This window comes from Micromonospora sp. WMMD712 (assembly GCF_029581295.1).
Lineage (GTDB): Bacteria > Actinomycetota > Actinomycetes > Mycobacteriales > Micromonosporaceae > Micromonospora > Micromonospora carbonacea.
This window is the reverse complement of the sequence record NZ_CP120743.1, coordinates 5,434,039-5,451,364: the sequence shown is the minus strand read 5'-3', so window position 1 is coordinate 5,451,364 and position 17,326 is coordinate 5,434,039. Positions and strand designations below refer to the sequence as shown.

General features: G+C 69.9%; 16 protein-coding genes. 10 read left to right on the top strand and 6 right to left on the bottom strand.

Annotation, left to right across the window (positions count from 1 at the left end; genetic code table 11):
- Positions 1-7 precede the first annotated feature (7 nt).
- Positions 8-1,150 (bottom strand): nucleotide disphospho-sugar-binding domain-containing protein, encoded by a 1,143-nt coding sequence (locus O7633_RS23770; protein ID WP_282323979.1) that lies wholly within the window; start codon positions 1,148-1,150, stop codon positions 8-10.
- A 315-nt stretch (positions 1,151-1,465) separates the two neighbouring features.
- On the opposite strand from O7633_RS23770, the gene O7633_RS23765 reads away from it, so the two are divergent.
- The 6 genes from O7633_RS23765 (at position 1,466) to O7633_RS23740 (ending at position 8,120) form a co-directional block, all read left to right on the top strand.
- On the top strand, positions 1,466-2,911 hold the full coding sequence (locus O7633_RS23765) for an NAD(P)/FAD-dependent oxidoreductase (protein WP_278131713.1): 1,446 nt from the start codon (positions 1,466-1,468) through the stop codon (positions 2,909-2,911).
- Positions 2,908-3,639 carry an FkbM family methyltransferase gene (locus tag O7633_RS23760; protein WP_278131711.1) on the top strand — a complete coding sequence of 244 codons (732 nt, stop codon included), beginning with the start codon at positions 2,908-2,910 and terminating at the stop codon, positions 3,637-3,639. Before O7633_RS23765 ends, O7633_RS23760 begins: the two co-directional genes overlap by 4 nt.
- Entirely contained in the window at positions 3,639-4,580 is a 942-nt protein-coding gene (locus O7633_RS23755) for a phytanoyl-CoA dioxygenase family protein (protein ID WP_278131709.1), read from the top strand. The genes O7633_RS23760 and O7633_RS23755 overlap by 1 nt, the downstream gene beginning before the upstream one ends.
- Positions 4,581-4,596: 16 nt before the next feature.
- The gene (locus O7633_RS23750) at positions 4,597-5,814 is read left to right on the top strand and encodes a twitch domain-containing radical SAM protein (protein WP_178063231.1); all 1,218 of its coding nucleotides are present in this window, start codon (positions 4,597-4,599) and stop codon (positions 5,812-5,814) included.
- 315 nt (positions 5,815-6,129) lie between these two features.
- Positions 6,130-7,398 (top strand): nucleotide disphospho-sugar-binding domain-containing protein, encoded by a 1,269-nt coding sequence (locus O7633_RS23745; RefSeq protein WP_282323978.1) that lies wholly within the window; start codon positions 6,130-6,132, stop codon positions 7,396-7,398.
- Complete coding sequence (locus O7633_RS23740) at positions 7,398-8,120, top strand: class I SAM-dependent methyltransferase (RefSeq protein WP_282323977.1); 723 nt, start codon at positions 7,398-7,400, stop codon at positions 8,118-8,120. Before O7633_RS23745 ends, O7633_RS23740 begins: the two co-directional genes overlap by 1 nt.
- Before the next feature lie 79 nt (positions 8,121-8,199).
- On the opposite strand, the gene O7633_RS23735 is transcribed toward O7633_RS23740, so the two are convergent.
- A complete protein-coding gene (locus tag O7633_RS23735; RefSeq protein ID WP_282323976.1) occupies positions 8,200-9,234 on the bottom strand; it encodes a ketoacyl-ACP synthase III family protein in 1,035 nt (344 codons plus the stop codon).
- 328 nt (positions 9,235-9,562) lie between these two features.
- Here O7633_RS23735 and O7633_RS23730 point away from each other — a divergent pair, with 328 nt between their 5' ends.
- The 4 genes from O7633_RS23730 to O7633_RS23715 all read left to right on the top strand — a co-directional run bounded on the left by O7633_RS23730 (position 9,563) and on the right by O7633_RS23715 (position 13,338).
- A complete protein-coding gene (locus tag O7633_RS23730) occupies positions 9,563-10,396 on the top strand; it encodes a TrmH family RNA methyltransferase (protein ID WP_282323975.1) in 834 nt (277 codons plus the stop codon).
- 102 nt (positions 10,397-10,498) lie between these two features.
- Entirely contained in the window at positions 10,499-11,329 is an 831-nt protein-coding gene (locus O7633_RS23725) for a phytanoyl-CoA dioxygenase (protein WP_282323974.1), read from the top strand.
- A complete protein-coding gene (locus O7633_RS23720; RefSeq protein ID WP_282323973.1) occupies positions 11,322-12,350 on the top strand; it encodes a methyltransferase in 1,029 nt (342 codons plus the stop codon). The genes O7633_RS23725 and O7633_RS23720 overlap by 8 nt, the downstream gene beginning before the upstream one ends.
- A gap of 40 nt (positions 12,351-12,390) precedes the next feature.
- The gene (locus tag O7633_RS23715) at positions 12,391-13,338 is read left to right on the top strand and encodes an NAD(P)-dependent oxidoreductase (RefSeq protein WP_282323972.1); all 948 of its coding nucleotides are present in this window, start codon (positions 12,391-12,393) and stop codon (positions 13,336-13,338) included.
- Between the two features lie 55 nt (positions 13,339-13,393).
- Here O7633_RS23715 and O7633_RS23710 read toward each other — a convergent pair whose 3' ends face one another.
- From O7633_RS23710 to O7633_RS23695, 4 genes are read right to left on the bottom strand one after another with little or no spacing between them, the layout of a single operon-like run.
- Entirely contained in the window at positions 13,394-13,807 is a 414-nt protein-coding gene (locus tag O7633_RS23710) for a hypothetical protein (protein WP_282323971.1), read from the bottom strand.
- A gap of 31 nt (positions 13,808-13,838) precedes the next feature.
- Positions 13,839-14,858: a glycosyltransferase gene (locus O7633_RS23705; RefSeq protein WP_074476991.1), complete on the bottom strand. Its 1,020-nt coding sequence runs from the start codon at positions 14,856-14,858 to the stop codon at positions 13,839-13,841.
- A gap of 6 nt (positions 14,859-14,864) precedes the next feature.
- A complete protein-coding gene (locus O7633_RS23700; protein WP_282323970.1) occupies positions 14,865-16,049 on the bottom strand; it encodes a class I SAM-dependent methyltransferase in 1,185 nt (394 codons plus the stop codon).
- The gene (locus tag O7633_RS23695; RefSeq protein WP_282323969.1) at positions 16,046-17,290 is read right to left on the bottom strand and encodes a class I SAM-dependent methyltransferase; all 1,245 of its coding nucleotides are present in this window, start codon (positions 17,288-17,290) and stop codon (positions 16,046-16,048) included. Before O7633_RS23695 ends, O7633_RS23700 begins: the two co-directional genes overlap by 4 nt.
- Positions 17,291-17,326 lie beyond the last annotated feature (36 nt).

The following is a 17,326-nucleotide window of genomic DNA, read 5'->3' as shown; positions in this document are numbered from 1 at the left end:
CCAGAGATCACCGCGCCTTCCCGGCCAGGTCCCGCAGCACGTCGAGGACGGTGACCGGCAGGGGCAGCTCGGCGATCTCGTCGGCCAGGGCACGCGCGGCCGTGGCGTAGGCCGGCTCGGTCAGCAGCCTGCGGGCCGCGTCCGCGAGGGCGTCCTCGGTGTCCGCACCGGGCGGCAGGCTGATCGCGATGCCCTTGGTCGCCAGCATCCCGGCCCAGTCCACGAACCGGCGCTCCTGCGGGATGATCAGCTGCGGGACACCGGCCTGCATGGCGGTGAGCGCGGTCATCGTGCCGGAGTGATGCACGATCAGGGCGCAGGTGGGCAGGACCATGTCCAGCGGAACCCAGCCCGCGTGCGCCACCCCGGGCATCTTCCGGACCAGCGCGCCGACCTCCTCCGGGGCGGCGACGACCAGTTCGACGTCCAGGTCCGCGAGCGCGGTCACGAGGTTCCACAACAGGTCCATGCCGTGCGTCGGCGTGACCAGGCTGCCCGCGGTCAGCAGCACCCGGCGCCGGTCCCCCGGCGTGACCATCCACGGTTCCACGGGCCGCTGCTCGCTGGTGGGCGTCCACCGCATCGGCTGCACCGGTCCGCCCGCGGGCCGGATGCTGGCCGGGAAGATGTCGATCGCCAGGTCGAAGTCGGGCACCCGGTCGAGGCCGAGCGCGCTCAGCTCGGGCTTGAGCTCGTCCTCGACACCGGGGTGCGTGCCGTCGCGGTCGATCGGGGTCCCGGTGAGCAGGTGCCGCGCGCACGGCAGGCCGAACTCGGCGGCCAGCAGCGGGCCGGCGTAGGCGTGCGGCCCGCTCACCAGGACGTCCGGCCGCCAGCCGGTGACGAGGTCGCGCGTCGGGCCGAGGTTGACGGCGGCCAGGCGGCCGAACATGTGGCCGACGAAGGTCGGCAACTCGGCGGGGTCGGTGGGAAACTCCAGCGCGTTGCCGGCGCGGTCGGTGGTCAGCAGCTGGGTCAGCGTCAGCTCACTCGTCGTCACGGCGGGCAGGCCGATGCCCGTCGCCGCGGCGGCGCCCTCCACGGTGGACGCGACGATGACCTCGTGGCCGCACACCCGTGCGGCGACGGCCAGGGCGCCCACCCCGAATACGTTCGATTTCACCGGCCCCGGCAGAAAGAGTATCTTCACGAACCCTCCATGCGCATTAATGTCTGGAAGACAGTGCCCGGCGCGGCGCACACCAAGCCCCCCGACAGCCGACAGCCGACCAATTCGAGGGTTTCGCCCAGCAATTCGGCGAGCACCCTATTCCGGGCCGAGCAGGCTGGGATCGGGTTGACGCCAGACGGTCAACCAGCCCCATCGTAGATCACTTCGGGCGCATCACACTAGCGCTCCCACTAGACCTTCCCGGTGATCGTAGAACGCCAATCTGGACACGTCGTACGGTGATGTTCTCAATAGAAGGATCACGTCCCGTCCTCCTCATCGATTGGGAGCCTCATGGTCAGCACGGTCTTGGTTATCGGTGGCGGTCCGGCCGGATCGACCGCCGCGGCACTGCTCGCGCGCGCGGGACTGTCGGTGACCCTGCTGGAGAAGGAGACCTTCCCGCGCTACCACATCGGCGAGTCGATCGCGTCCTCGTGCCGGACCATCGTCGACTTCGTCGGCGCGCTGAGCGACGTCGACGCCCGCGGCTACACCCAGAAGAACGGTGTGCTGCTGCGGTGGGGCAAGGAGGACTGGGCCATCGACTGGACCGAGATCTTCGGTCCCGGAGTCAGGTCCTGGCAGGTGGACCGCGACGACTTCGACCACGTGCTGCTGAACAACGCCGCCAAACAGGGCGCCACGGTCATCCAGAACGCCGAGGTCAAGCGGGTGATCTTCGACGGCGACCGCGCGGTGGCCGCGGAGTGGACCGAGCCGGACAGCGGCGAGCGGCGCACCACCGAGTTCGACTTCGTCGTGGACGCCTCCGGCCGGGCCGGCATGATCCCCGCCCGCCACTTCAAGCACCGACGGGCGAACGACACGTTCAAGAACGTCGCCATCTGGGGCTACTGGGACGGCGGATCACTGCTGCCCAACTCGCCGCAGGGCGGCATCAACGTGGTCGGCGCGCCGGACGGCTGGTACTGGGTCATCCCGCTGCGGGGCAACCGCTACAGCGTCGGGTTCGTGTGTCACCAGAAGCGCTTCCTCGAACGACGCAGCGAACACGACTCACTCGAGGACATGCTCGCCGCGCTCGTCGAGGAGTCGCCGACGGTGCGCAGCCTGGTGGCGACCGGGACGTACCAGCCGGGTGTCCGGGTCGAGCAGGACTTCTCGTACGTGTCCGACAGCTTCTGCGGCCCCGGCTACTTCGCCGCGGGCGACAGCGCCTGCTTCCTGGACCCGCTGCTGTCGACCGGCGTGCACCTCGCGCTCTACAGCGGCATGCTCGCGTCGGCGTCGATCCTGGGCATCGTCAACGGCGACGTCGAGGAGGAGCAGGCCTACGGGTTCTACGAGACGCTCTACCGCAACGCCTTCGAGCGCCTGTTCACCCTGGTCGCGGCCGTCTACCAGCAGCAGGCCGGCAAGGCGAACTACTTCGCCCTCGCCGACCGGCTGATCGGCGAGCACGACGAGGACGAGTTCGAACGGGTCGACGGCGCCAAGGCGTTCGCCCAGCTGATCGCCGGGCTCGCCGACGTGAGCGACGCCATGGCCGGTCGCTCGGTTCCGCCGCAGCTACCGGCGGCCGACGCCGGCAACTCGGTCGGCCAGCTCTTCCTCGCCGCCGAGCAGGCCCGCCGGATGGCGGAGGCCGGTGTTCCCAAGGCGCCGGTCAGCGAGGGGCTGAACAAGATCGACGGGCTCGAGCTGTTCGACCCGGAGACCGGCCTGTACCTGATGACGAGCCCGCGACTGGGCATCGGACGGACCCGGCCGGCGTGAGCGGCTCCCTGGCGGCCGACCCCGCCCAACGCAACGAGGACTACGACCGACTCACCGTCGAGATCATCGAGCGGGTCTGCGGCCGGACGGCCGTGTCGGTGGACCTCGGTGCCGGCGTCGGCGAGATCACCCAGCACCTGGTCCGGGTGGCGCCGGAGGGCAACCACTTCGCCGTCGAACCGTTGCCCGCACTCGCCGACGAGTTGGCAGACCGGCTGCCGTCGGTCACGGTCGTCAGGGCGGCAGCCGCCGACGCCGCGGGCCGGCACAGCTTCGTGCACGTGGTGTCCAACCCCGGCTACAGCGGCCTGCGCCGGCGTCCCTACGACCGGCCGGCGGAGACGCTGCACGAGATCACCGTGGACACGGTGCGCCTGGACGACGTCATTCCCGCGGACGTACGTGTCGACCTGATCAAGATCGACATCGAGGGGGGCGAGGTGCTGGCCCTGCGGGGGGCGCGCGACACGTTGCGGCGTGGTCGGCCGGTGATCGTCTTCGAGCACGGCGGCGACGCCGTCATGCGGGAGTACGGCACGACGACGGACGACCTGTGGTCACTGCTGGTGGAGGAGCTGGGTTACCAGGTGTTCACCCTGCCGGCGTGGCTCGCGGGCGGGCGGGCGCTGAGCCGCGCCGCGCTCACCACGGCCCTGGAGCAGGACTGGTACTTCGTCGCGGACCGCGCCGCCGGGCCCGCGACCGCTGATCAGAAGGGTGTGGACTGATGGATTCCGTCGGAGACCTGCGTGTCGTCAACCGGATCGCGGAATGCGACATCCGGCGGACGGGGCTGCTGCCCGAGCACGTCACGGCCTTTCGCCGGCAGGGTGTCCTGGTCGTCCGCGGGTTGCTCACGCCGCAGGAGCTGGCCGACGTCCAGGAGGCCGGCCGGGCCCTGATCGACCGGGCGTGGTCGACCCGGTCCATGGAGGACACCGTCTGGACGTTGGAGCCCGACCAGCCGGGCGCCGCGCCGGTGCGGATCGAGTACGTCGTCGACAAGGCCCGACCCATCGCCATGCTGGCCGGTCATCCGTTGCTGCTGCGGATCATGGAGCAGTTGGTCGGACCGAATCTGATCCCGACCTGGGACAGCATGGTCTTCAAGACACCCGCCGGAGCGCCCAGGCTGGCCTGGCACCGCGACGCCGGGCTCTACGACAACGCGGTCGGCGTCACCGGTGCGGGCCGGGTCATCGACGCCGGGATCTACCTCGACCCCGCCCCCGAGGACAACTGCGTCTGGTGCATCCCGGAGTCGAACTACTGGGGCGACGACCGGTTGACCGCCACCGCGGACCAGCTCAACGCGAGCGAATGGGACACCACGGGGGCGGTGCCAGCCGTGATGCAGCCGGGGGACCTCCTGCTGCACAACATTCTCACGCTGCACGGGGCGCCCGCGGTGGTCGGGAAGCAGCGCCGGGTCATCTACTTCGAGTACCGGCCGGCCGAGGTGGAATGGCAGTTGGGCCCGCACAGCGCGGAGTACATCGGGCTCAAACAGCAGGTCCTGCGCTCCTGCATCCAGATGCGGGCGAACGAGCCGCAGTTCGGCGACGAGGAGCCGTTCGACTATCAGCCGGCCGAGTCGCTCCGGCACTGGGTGGACCGGCCGGAGATCGACACGCTGCGCTTCGCGCACGAGGAGCACTGGCGATGGTGAGCTCGGGGGGCATCCGATGAGCGTTCCTGGCGACAGCCACGCCACCCCGTCCCCGACGGCCGATCAGACCGCGTGCGTGCTGCCGTGGATCCACCTCTGCGCCTCCATCGACGGCGTCTACGGCCGGTGCTGCGTCGACGACTCGATGTACCACACGGAGCTGTACGACGAGCAGGAGGAGCCGGCGTTCGCGCTGAACGACGACGCGATCGGTTGCTCCCCGGGTTCGCGATACGCCAAGGACAACCCGGACCGCGTGATGGGCATCCGGGAGGCCTTCAACAGCCCCAACATGAAGCGGACCCGGCTGGCGATGCTCGGTGGCGAGCGCGTGGAGGCGTGCAAGTACTGCTACTTCCGGGAGGACCACGGCGCCCAGTCCTACCGGCAGAACGTCAACCGCCGGTTCCACCAGGAGTACGACCTCGATGCGCTCGCCGCCCGTACCGCCGCGGACGGCACGGTCGAGGAGTTCCCGTTCTTTCTCGACATCAGGTTCGGCAACCTCTGCAACCTGCGGTGCGTCATGTGCACCTACCCGGTGAGTTCCTCCTGGGGCGCCAAGCAACGCCCGTCGTGGTCGTCCGCGGTCATCGACCCGTACCGCGACGACGACGAGTTGTGGGCGACGCTGCGGGAGAATGCGCACCTGATCCGCAAGCTGTACTTCGCGGGCGGCGAACCCTTCCTGCAACCGGGTCATTTCGCCATGCTCGAGCTGCTCGTGGAAACCGGGAACGCGCACAACGTCGACATCCAGTACAACTCGAACCTGACCGTCTCCCCGGACAACGCGATAAAGCTCCTACGGCACTTCAAGAGCGTGGGCATCGGGGCTTCCTGCGACGGCGTCGGCGAGGTGTTCGAATACATCCGGGCCGGCGGGAAGTGGGCGGACTTCGTGGCCAACCTGCGCCTGCTCCGGTCCGACTTCGACGTCTGGCTCCAGGTGTCCCCGCAGCGGCACAACCTGTGGGACCTGCGCAACGTGCTCGAGTTCGCGCGTACCGAGGGGCTGGAGGTGGACCTGGCCAACGTCGTGCAGTGGCCGCAGGATCTCTCGGTCGCCAGCCTGTCGGCCGAGGAGAAGGCGCGCGCCACCCAGGAGCTGACGGACCTGATCGCCTGGTGCGCCGAGCTCGGCTGGGACAAGCCCGCGACCCACCTCGACGCCCTGCGTTCGTTCATGAACTCGCTCGATCCGACCCGCCTGGTGGACGACGGGGTGTCCTGAACGACGGCCTCCGCAACGATTTCGTACGGTGCCGCGACAGTTCCTGACCCAGAGCGAAGAATGGTTGATGCATATGCGAGGCGTTTCCTTGCCGCCGAAGATCAGGTGTGGGGAAAACGCTAGTCCAGGTCCGCTACTCTCGGTCGGGCAGCCGCCGACCGCAGCGGAGCCTGTCGCGCCGGGCCGGTCGATTCGCGCTCGTGTGGTGATCGGGCTCGGCACGTGAACAAGCGACCCGTGCAGGTACGGCGCTAGGGAAAGGTTCCGATGCGGATTCTGTTTACCGTGTCCAACTGGGCTGGACACTACATGTGCATGGTTCCGCTCGCATGGGCGTTCCGGGCGGCCGGGCACGAGGTCCGGGTCGCCTGCCCGCCCCAGCAGGTCTCGGGGGTCCAGGCGACCGGCCTGATGCCGGTGTCGATGCTCGACTCCGCCGACATGATGGAAAGCGCCCGGCTGGCCTACTGGTCGTTGGCGATCAACACCCCGCCGCAGAGCGGGGAGATGCCGCTGCCGCTGCATCCCTTCACCGGTGAGGCGCTCGGCTCCGTGCGCGATTTCGACACCGGCATGCTGAGCGACTTCTGGAAGAGGTCCATCGCCGCGGTCCAGCGCAGCTTCGACAACGCCGTGGACTACGCCGCGTCCTGGCGTCCCGACCTGGTGGTGTACGACATCATGGCGGTCGAGGGGGCGCTGGTCGGCATATTGAACGACGTACCCAGCGTCTTCTTCGGGCCGGGCTTCATCGGCACCGTGGAGACCGAGCCGGGGCTCAACATGATGGCGGGGGATCCCCTGTCCTGCTTCGAGAAGTACGGCGTGCAGTGGACCCGGCGCGACATCAAGTACGCCGTCGACCCGTCGCCGGACGTGACCATTCCGCCCATGGGCGACGCGCTGCGGATACCCATCCGATACCACCCCTTCAACGGATCCCAGGACGTCGACCCCTGGCTGTTGGGCCCGGTCAAGGGCAAGCGGGTGTGCGTGGTGTGGGGAAACTCCGCGACGGGGGTGTTCGGCGAGCGGCTGCCGGCCCTTCGGCAGGCGGTCGAGACCGCGGCGCAACTGGCCAGCGAGGTGGTGCTCACGGCGGCGCTGTCCGAGGTGGACGCGATGGGCACGCTGCCACCGAACGTCCGGGTCCTGCGCAACTGCCCACTCGAACTGATCCTGCCCGACTGCGACCTGCTCATCCACCACGGCAGCGCGAACTGCCTGATGAACGGCATCGCCATGGGGGTGCCGCAGCTGTCACTCGCGCTGAACTTCGACGGGCAGATCTACGGTCGGCGGCTGGACCCGCAGGGGGCGACCAAGACGTTGCCCGGGCTGCTGATCGACCGCGACGCGATCGACAAGGCCATCGGTGAGGTGCTGTTCGACCACCGGTACCGGCGTCGGGCGATCGAGCTCAGCGAGTCCGTCGGCGCCGCGCCGACCGCCGTGCAGGTCGCCGACCTGCTCGTCACCCTGGCCCGCGAGGGTGAGCTGACCGCCTCCGACGTCGCCGGGTTGGTGGCCGGCCGAGGGCCGCAACGTAAGGAAATCACCCAGGACACCGTGAGCGAGGTCTGATGAGCAACGCGCAAGGAACACCCGCCACCGGCCCCAAGCCGCCGCTGCGGAGCATGGGCGACCTCAACATGGTCTGGGAGTGGCAGACGCCGGACGAGATGCAGATCCAGCTCGCCGGCACCCAGCCCCGCGACGAGTACCTGCAGGACCGCGTCGACCGGGCGAAGTGGATCGCCGAGCGCCTCGGGATCACCCCGGAGTCGTCGATCTTCGAGATCGGCAGCGGCGAGGGGATCATGGCCAACGTCCTCGCGCCTTCGGTGCGACGGATGCTGTGCACCGACGTCAGCCGATCCTTCCTGGACAAGGCACGGATCACCTGCCAGGACCATGCCAACGTCGACTACCACCACATCGACAACGACTACCTGGCGGCGTTGCCGTCGGCGGAGTTCGACGCGGGCTTCTCGCTGAACGTGTTCATCCACCTCAACGTCTTCGAGTTCTTCCACTACTTCCGTCAGATCGCCCGGATCCTGCGGCCCGGCGGCAGGTTCGGGGTCAACTTCCTCGACATCGGCGCCTCGACGCGCAGCTTCTTCCACTTCTACGCGGAGCGGTACCTGACGGCGAACCCGGTCGAGTTCAAGGGTTTCCTCTCCTTCCACGGCGTCGACGTGATCTCCTCGTTGGCCGTCGAGGCCGGCCTGACGCCGCTGCTGGACGAGTTCGTCAACGAGGACGGGGTCTGCTACCTGATCCTGCGCCGCGACCAGAAGTAGGCGACGTGCACCACCCGCCCTCGGGGTGAGCGTCCAGGTGCCGGCGGGCACCTGGACGCTCCGGCCCGGCTTCCCGGCGTCACTTCGTCCAGGCTGGCGATTCGAGGACCTGGACGATGACACAGGACAGCACGACGCCGGGTGCGGTGCCCAGCATCAACATGTGGTCGCCGGGCCGGAGCTCCCCCGTGCGCACCAGATGATCGAAGGACAGGATGGTGTCGCTGGCGCCGCAGTGCCCGATCCCGCGACCGTACTCCCAGGTCGAGCGCGACATCGGCAGGTCCCACATCGTCATCACCCGCTGCTCGACCACCTCGCGGGAGTAGTTCATGAACCCGACCCGGGCGATGTCGCCGATCCCGATCTCGGCCTCCGCCAGCGCCTGGTCGACCAATTCGACGACCCGCTGCGGTACGTCGGCCATGGCTGCGGCCGCCGGGCTGCGGCTGGCGAACTGCTGGCCGATCCGGGCGCTGAAGTCCGTGGTGCGGCCGACCGTGATGCTGGGCGGGAACAGCGGCTCGTCGCCGCGGTGCAGGGCTTCGGCGGTCGTCATCGTCCGCGTGCACACCGAACGCAGCCGGGCGAACCCCGGTTGTCTGGTCAGCACGATGGCCGAGGCGGCGTCGCCACCGATGAAGCCGGGTCCCATCGACCAGCGGTCGATCAGCGGCGTGCCGTAGTTGTCCGCCGCGACGAGCAGGGCGCTCGTGCGTTCCGGTACGGCGGTGAGGTAGCTGGCGGCGAGCTCCATCGCGCTGAACAGACCGTTGCAGCCCTGCCGGATCTCCAGGGCGAGCAGGTCGCCGCCCACCAGATGCCGTTGCAGGTACGACTGCGGCGGCCAGCCGTCCGGTCCCTGGTGCCAGGTGCTGGCGTACAGCAGCAGGTCGAACTCCTTCGGCGACCCGCCCCACCGCTTGACCGCCTGCTGTGCGGCCCGGAGCGCCATCTCGGGGGGAGGCATGTCGCCCGCGACCGCGACGCCGACGAGTTCGTGCGCCTCGGCGTCCTCGGCCGAATAGAGGCCCCGGGCGACCGCCCAGTCGACGCTCACCCGCGGCGGAATGAACGTCCCGACACCGCCGATGAACATGTCCGGTGTCCGCATGAATTCTCCTCCTCGCAATTCATGTTGATCATCACCGCAGCTCGGAGCCGCCCCGGCCTTCGTCCACCGGACCACGACTCTATGATGGCCGGATCGCAACTAGTCTGGAATTCCACCTAGATGTGGAACGGATCTTCGTGTGGTATTTCCCGCCGACGGGGCACGATGCGTTCGCCGGCATCGGGCTCGGGGCCGCCGCCGAGGAGACGGCGGGTGCCACCCCGGCCGACGCCGACACTTGTCCCCGGCCCGCCGGCCCGTGCGGACGACCGGCATGATTGTCCCGCCGCAGGGCACGCAAGCCGGGTTCGTGGGAAGGGTCTCAGCCATGTCCAAGATCGGAGAAGGGCCGCAGAGGCGTGGCGGGGAGGCCCGGCTGGAGCGGCGCAACGCCAGATTCCAGCAGTGGGAGGCGCTGCTGACCAACCGGAACACGCGGCACCGGCTGGGTGAGTTCCTGGTGCAGGGCGTACGCCCGATCAACGAGGCGATCGCGCACCACTGGCGGATCCGGGCGCTGCTGCACGCGGGGAACCTGAGATCGCAGTGGGCGCGTGACCTGGTCAGGGGGCAGGTCGCCGACGAGGTGATCCGGCTGTCCCCGGAGCTGCTGCACGAGCTCGCGGGAAAGGACGAGGACACCACCGAGCTGATCGCCGTCGTCGCGATCCCTCCGGACGACCTCACCCGGATCCGCGTACGCCCGAACGGCGTTCTGGTGGTGCTCGACCGCCCGATCAGTCCGGGCAACGTGGGCTCGCTCCTGCGCTCGGCCGACGCGCTGGGCATCGACGGGGTGATCGTCGCGGGCCGGGCGGCCGACCTCTACGACCCGAAGACGGTTCGGGGCAGCCGCGGCTCGCTGTTCGCCGTTCCGGCGGTGCGGGCCGAGACGCCGACCGCCGTGCTGGAATGGCTGCGCACGATCGACGCGATGACGATCGTCGGCACGAGTGAGGACGCGGTCACCGACATCTGGAATCACGACTTCACCGGGCCGACCGCGGTCGTCGTCGGCAACGAGACAAGCGGAATGAGCAGTTTCTGGGCCAACAACTGCGACGTGGTGCTCCGGATCCCCATGGTCGGGTCGGCGAGTTCGCTGAACGCGACGGTCGCCGCCTCGATCACGCTGTACGAGATCACCCGACAACGGGCCTGACCGCACCTCTGGTGGAATCGCTAGTCTTCCGCGGGAACTGCCTACCGTCGGCGCCGTCAGGATATAACCGGTCCGGCAGGGGAGTTTCATGAGGAGGGGCGCATGCTGACAGCCGAGCAGATCGAGAGCTTCGTCGCCGACGGCTTCGTCCGGGTGCCGAACGCTTTCCCCGCCGCGCTCGCCGCCGAGTGCCGCAATCTGCTCTGGAAGCAACTCGACGTGGATCCCGACGACAGCTCGACCTGGACCAGGGAGGTCGTCCGGCTCGGTCTGCGGGGTGACGACGCGTTCGTGCGGAGCGCCAACACCCCGGCGTTGGTCGAGGCGTACGACCAGCTCGTCGGTGCGGGCCGGTGGCGACCGCTGGACATGGTCGGGACGTTCCCGATCCGTTTCCCGGTGGACCGCGATCCGGAACAGGCCGAGGACTACGGCTGGCACATCGACGCCAGCTTCCTCAGTCCCGAGGGCGTGGCCGCCATGAGCAGCGGTCAGGACTGGGAGGGCGAGCTCCCGCTCGTGCCGCCGGACTACGACCGGATCTTCCGTAGCAACCTGGTGTCGCGCGGCCGGGCCCTGCTGGTGCTGCTCCTCTACTCCGACACCGGCGAGCGTGACGCGCCCACGCTGATCCGGGTCGGTTCTCACCTGGACGTGCCGCCCCTGCTGGCGCCCTACGGCGCCGAGGGGACCTACCTCGCCTGCCGCGACGTGGGCGCGGACCGCCCCCTCGCGATGGCCACCGGGCGGGCGGGCGACGCCTACCTCTGCCACCCGTTCCTGGTGCACACGCCGATCACCAACACCGGCACCAGCCCCCGGTTCATGGCCCAGCCCTCGCTGCAACCGACCGGCGAGTTCGACCTGGACCGCGCCGACGGGCAGTACGTCCCGGTCGAGCGGGCGATCCGGGCGGGACTCGGCCGTGGATAGCGCTGCGAGCCCCCCGTGGCCGGCCGTGCTGCGGCTGGTCTTCGGCGGGATGGCGACGCACGTGGTCGCGCTCGCGGTCCGGCTGCGGCTGCCCGACGCGATCGGCGACGGGGAACGGGACGCGGCCGGTGTCGCCGCGGAGTACGGCTTCCAGGAGGGTCCGATGCTGCGGCTGCTGCGTGCGCTCGCCGCGCTCGACCTGCTCGCCGAACCCCGCCCCGGCCGGTTCACCGTCACCCCCGTGGGCGCGCTGTTCCGCAGCGACCGGCCGGGATCGATGTACCCGCTGGCCCGGATGCTGACCGACCCGACGATGACGAGCGCGTGGCAGAACCTCGAGTTCAGCCTGCGCACCGGCGGCCCGGCCTTCGACGAGGCGTTCGGGATCGACTTCTTCGGCTACCTGTCGTCCCATCCGGAGCTGTCCGAGCTGTACAACGCCGCGATGAGTCAGGGCACCCGGGGAGTCGCCAGGGTGCTGGCCGGCGCGTACGACTTCGGCCGGTTCCGGACGGTCGTCGACGTCGGCGGTGGCGACGGGACGTCGCTCGTCGAGATCCTGGCCGGGCACCCCCGGCTGGGCGGGGTGCTCTTCGACAGCCCGTCCGGTGTCGACGCGGCCGAGCAGAACCTGGAAGCGGCAGGTCTGACGGCCCGCTGCCGGATCGAGACGGGTGACTTCTTCTCGGAGGTGCCGCGCGGTGGCGACCTGTACCTGCTCAAGAGCGTGATCCACGGCTGGGACGACGAGCATGCCGCGGTGATCCTGCGCAACTGCGCCCGCGCCGCCACGGAACAGGGACGCATCCTGCTCGTCGACCACCTGATGCCGGACACCGTGCAGCCCGGGCAGAGCCCCACCACCTACCTCACCGACCTGGGCCTGCTCGTCAACGGTCAGGGGATGGAGCGGACGAGGGACGACTTCGCCGGCCTCGGCGCCAAGGCGGGTCTGCGGATCGCCGAGGTCGGGTCGCTGCCGGCCACGGGCTTCCACTGGATCGAGCTCTGTCCCGATTGACCGTCCGCCGACCGGTCGGGTCGTCGTCCAGGAGGTACGAGTGAGCGACAACAGCGTCATCGTGTTCGGAGGCACCGGCTTCCTGGGGCGCCAGGTCGCGAAGAACCTCGTGGCCGCGGGGCACGACGTGCTCGTCGTGGCGAGAAACCCGCCCAGGGCCACGACCGGGTACCGGTTCCGGGCGATCGACGTCTCGGGGGTACGGCCCGGGGAGCTGGCCGCGATGCTGGCCGCCGAGCGCCCGGCGACGATCGTCAACGCCACGGGCGGCAAGTGGGGTCTGACCGGACGGGGCCTCGAGGCGAGTTGCGTCGGGGCGACCGAGGCCATCCTGACGGCGCTGGCGATGACCTCGTTGGTGCCACGGTTCGTCCACCTCGGATCGGTGCTCGAGTATGGCCTCGCCGCGCCGGACGCGCCCGGGGCCGCCGCCCAGCGGTCGGCCCGACCCGCCAGCGAGTACGACCGGTTCAAGCTCGCCGCGACCGAGGCCGTGCTGGAGGCCGCGGCGCAGGGGACCGTGGACCCGGTGGTGCTGCGCCTGGCCAACGTCACCGGCCCCGGTGTGCCGCCGGCCAGCCTGCTCGGCCTGGTGGCCGGCAGCCTGGTCGAGGCGGCACGTCGTGGCGGCCACGCGAACATCGAGCTGACCGCGCTGGACGCCCGCCGCGACTACGTGGACGTGCGCGACGTCGCCGAGGCGATCCGGGCCGCGATCCGGGTGCCCGGCACGACCGTGCCCATCGCCATCGGCCGGGGCGAGTCGGTGTCCGTGCGCACGCTGGTCGCCATGCTCGTCGACGTCAGCCAGGTGCCGGCCACCGTGGTCGAACTGCCGGCCCCGGCCGCAGGCGCCGAGGACTGGACCCGGGTCGACCTGCGGCCGGCGCGTGAGCTGCTCGGCTGGACGCCGCGGCGGACGCTGTCCGAGGCGATCGGGGCGCTCTGGCGCCACGCGCTGGAAGGCGACCCGGTGGAAACCCGGTGACCTGCGCCTCCGGCCATCGTCAACGGTTCACCAGCGGGTCGCCCCGCCCGGTCGCTCAGCCGTTCGCCGCGAGGGTGTGCGGCAGCGGCTGCACCTGGACGATGGGCGGATCACACTCGTCCCACGGTCGGGTCAACATGGCCACGAAGGACAGCGACGTGATCGAGTAGACCGCGTGCATCACCCCGGAGGGCGTGCGCGTACACGTCCCCCGGGCGACGTGGATGAACTCCTCCGGGCAGTCGGGGTCGTCCGGATCGTCCTTGGTCACCAGCACCCCCTCCCCGTCGACGAAGAGCAGGTATTCGACGAAGTGCGGGTGGTAGTGCAGCCCGCGGACCTTGCCGGGGTGCATGGTGATGAGGTTGAACTCCAGGATCGGCTCTGGTGGCACCCAGGTGAAGATGCCGCCCCGGCCGTCCCGGACGGTGTCCAGGTTGCAGCTCGGGTGCAGGACCTCGATCTTCACGAAGAACTCCATTCGTCAGTGGGCCCGGATGTCACGTCCAGGTACGACCGGCGAGCACGTCGTGGTAGATGGCCTCGAACTCCTTGGCCACCACGACGTGGTCCCACCGCTCCAGCGCCGCCGCCCGGACCGCGTCCGGCCCGGGCAGCGCCGCCACGACGCTCCGGGCCTGTTCGACGGTGAAGTCCGCGCCCTCGGGCACGACCGTGCCGACCGCGGGCACGATCTCGGCCAGGCATCCGTTCGGCGTGCCGATGACGGGCGTCCCGCACGCCGCAGCCTCCGACACCACGGTCGATCCTGGCTCACACCACACCACGCCCCACGGCCCCATGGTGCTCTGCGACAGGACCATCATCGCGGTCGCGCGGGAGATCAGGTCGAGCCGCCGGTCGCCACCCACCTCGCCGACGAGGTCGACGCTGTCCCCGAAGTCGCGCATGATCCTGGCCAGGTAGTCCTCTTCCCAGGACGGGCCCGCAACGACGAGGCGACGCCCGGCGGCGCTGGCGAAGGCGGCCGCCTCGTAGGTGCCCTTCCATTCCGAGATCCGACCGAGGTAGAGCAGGTAGTCGTCCTTGTCGGCCCGGAACGGGTAGCGCGCCTGGTTCACCGAGATGCGGACCACCGGCGCGACATCGTTCTCCGCCTGGGCCCGTTGGGCATACGACGCGTACACGCAGTTGCGCGGATACTTCGGCTTGCCGGTCAGGTGGTGGGTGGACAGGTACGCCATGCCCCGGGGCAGCCGGTCGGGATCGATCTGCCCGCAGGAGAAGTCGTGGACGACGTCGATCGTGGCCGCCTCAGGGCTGTTCAGCCAGGCGTGCATGTCCTCGATCTCGCCCGCGTCCACCACGGTGACCGCCGGTGCGACCGGCGTCGTGCCCGGCGCGCCGAGCAGGAACACCTCGTGGCCGAGTTCGAGCAGGCCGTCCATGTGGTTCGCCACGATCCAGTGGATGCCGGCATAGCCCTGCGGCGGGACCGTGATCCAGTGGCTCGGATCCGTCGGCACCCGCAGTGCCATCGTCACCAACACGACACGCATGAGTCCTCACTCCCCCGCTGACCGCTGCGGTTTCGGCAGATCGCGCATCGGGTCGTTCCGCGGCCGCCACGTGGCGTTGGCCTGTTCGGTGTTGCGGCCCTTCTCGACGAACGCGAGATTGTGGTAGAGATGCAGCCCGGTCACGGTCAGGTCCGGGTACGTCGGCTGGTACGGACCGTCGTGGAGGCGATCGCGGTGGTGCAGACCGTCGACGAGTGTCTTGAGGAAGCCGACCGACGTGGCGGGGTCGGACAGGTCGCTGCCGTTTCCACCCCACTCCGGCCAGTACGAGGTGTGCAGGTCCTCGATCACGTACACGCCGCCGGGACGCACGTGGGGGAAGAGCGCCTGGAACGCGGTGATGACGTGGCTGCTGACGTGGCTGCCGTCGTCGATCACGATGTCGAAGGGGCCGTGCCGCCGCGCGAGGTCGGCGAGCATCGCCGGGTCGGCCTGGTCACCACGGAGCGTGGTGAGCCGTGGCTCGTCCAGCAGCGACTTGTCGTACACGTCGAGCCCGTACACGCTGCCGCGGTGGAAGTAGTGCTTCCACATCCGCAACGAGGCCCCGCCGGCGTCCGGCTCGTGGTAGCCGCCGATGCCGATCTCCAGCAGGTTCAGCCGGTGGTCCCGGAACCCGCCGAGGTGCCGCTCGTAGTGGGAGGTGTACCAGTGCCCGCCCCACTTGTCCGAGCCGAACCGCAGTGCCAGCGCGGCCAGGTCGCCACGGTACGGCTCGCACGCGCGGAGAGTCTGGTAGGCCGCGCGGGTCGCCTCCTCCCGCCGTACCAGCCACGGGTCGTCGGGCTTGTATTCCACCGGGCCGGGCTCGTCCTTCATCACCACGTCCCGGCCGGTACCGGTCCACGGGCCGGCCGGCCCGAACACGTCGCGCACCAGCGCCGCCAGGTCGTACCGGACACGCACCCACGGGTCGTCGGTCCGGCCCGGCCGCGCCTGGCCCCCGTCCGGACCGGCCGCCAGGAGGTAGGAGATCTGCCGCGCGTCAGCGACGTCCACGTCGATCTGCACGGTCAGCGGCGTCGCCGGGCCCGGGTAGAGGACGGTCCGGCCGGCCACCTCCGCCATGGCCACGGCCACCACTGCTTCCGGATCCTCGGCCGCGAGGTGCACGCCCGGGTCGGGAGCGTCCGCCGCCGCGAGCAGCCGCTGGACGAGCGAGCCGGTCACGACCCCACCCGCGAGTCGGTCCTCGACGCCTGCACGACCCGCAGGCTGGGCAGCGGGAAGATCAGCTTGGTTCCGGCCGCCACGGTGGCCGCCTCGCGCGCCACGATCTCGTCGTGGAAGTGCCACGGCAGCACCAGGTAGTGGTCCGGGCGGCGGGCCCGCGAGTCGGCCTCGCTGATGATCTCGATGTCCGTACCGAGGGTCCGCGCGCCGACCTTGTCCGGGTTGCGCTCGGCGGCGTACGGGATCAGCGTGCGGTCGATCCCGCAGTACTGCAGGAGGGTGTTGCCCTTGGTGGAGGCGCCGTAGACGTGCACGGTGCTTCCGCTGTCGCGCAGACCATGCAGCATCTTGACGAGTTCGTCGCGGTGCGCCCGCACGTTGTCGGCGAACCGCTCGTACGGCCCGCTCTGGTCCAGTCCCAGCTCGCGCTCCTGCGCGGCGAGTTCCGCCACCGACCCGTCGGCGTGGTCGGCGCCCTCGGTGGACCGGGTGACGACGCAGCAGATCGAGCCGCCGTTCATCCCGTTGACGCTTGCCCGCCTGATCTCGAGCCCGGCCTGACGCAGGATGAAGGTCAGGGTGGAGAGCGAGTAGTACGACAGGTGTTCGTGGCAGATGCTGTCGTACCCGGTGGTCGCCAGCATCTCGCGCAGATAGGCGACCTCGACCACCCAGACGCCACCGGGAGCGAGCATCCGCTCCACCGCGCGGGCGAACGCCACCGGGTCCTCGACGTCGTAGAACATCGCGATCGACGTGACGACGTCGAACGTCCCGGCGTGCTCGTCCAGCGCCGGGCTGGGGAAGAAGTCCCGGACCAGGGTGATTCCCTCGGGCGCGTCGTCCGTCGCGTTCGACGGGTCGATCCCCCACAGCTCGGCCCCGCGCAGGTTCTGCAGCAGGGTGCCGTCGTTGCAGCCGATGTCCAGGGCCCGCCGGAGCGGCCGGCCGAGTGCCGCCACCCCGGATTCGGCGATCTCCCTGAGGTGCGTCCGCATGGTGTCGTTGATGCGCGAGCGGTACCAGTAGGTGTCGTACAGCAGACCGGCGGGCAGGGTGTGCCGCAGCTGCACGAGGCCGCAGTCGCCGACGCAGCGGGTGAGTTCGAGCGGGAACTTGACCGCCGGCGGCTCGGGTGTCCCGGGCTTGACGAAGGACCCCTGCAGATACTGGTCGCCGAGGTCGAGGATCGTACGGAGCGTGCCGCCGCAGACCCGGCAGTCCGTCCGCGCGTTCACCTGTCGTACCACGCTCTCGTCATACGCTGATGCGGT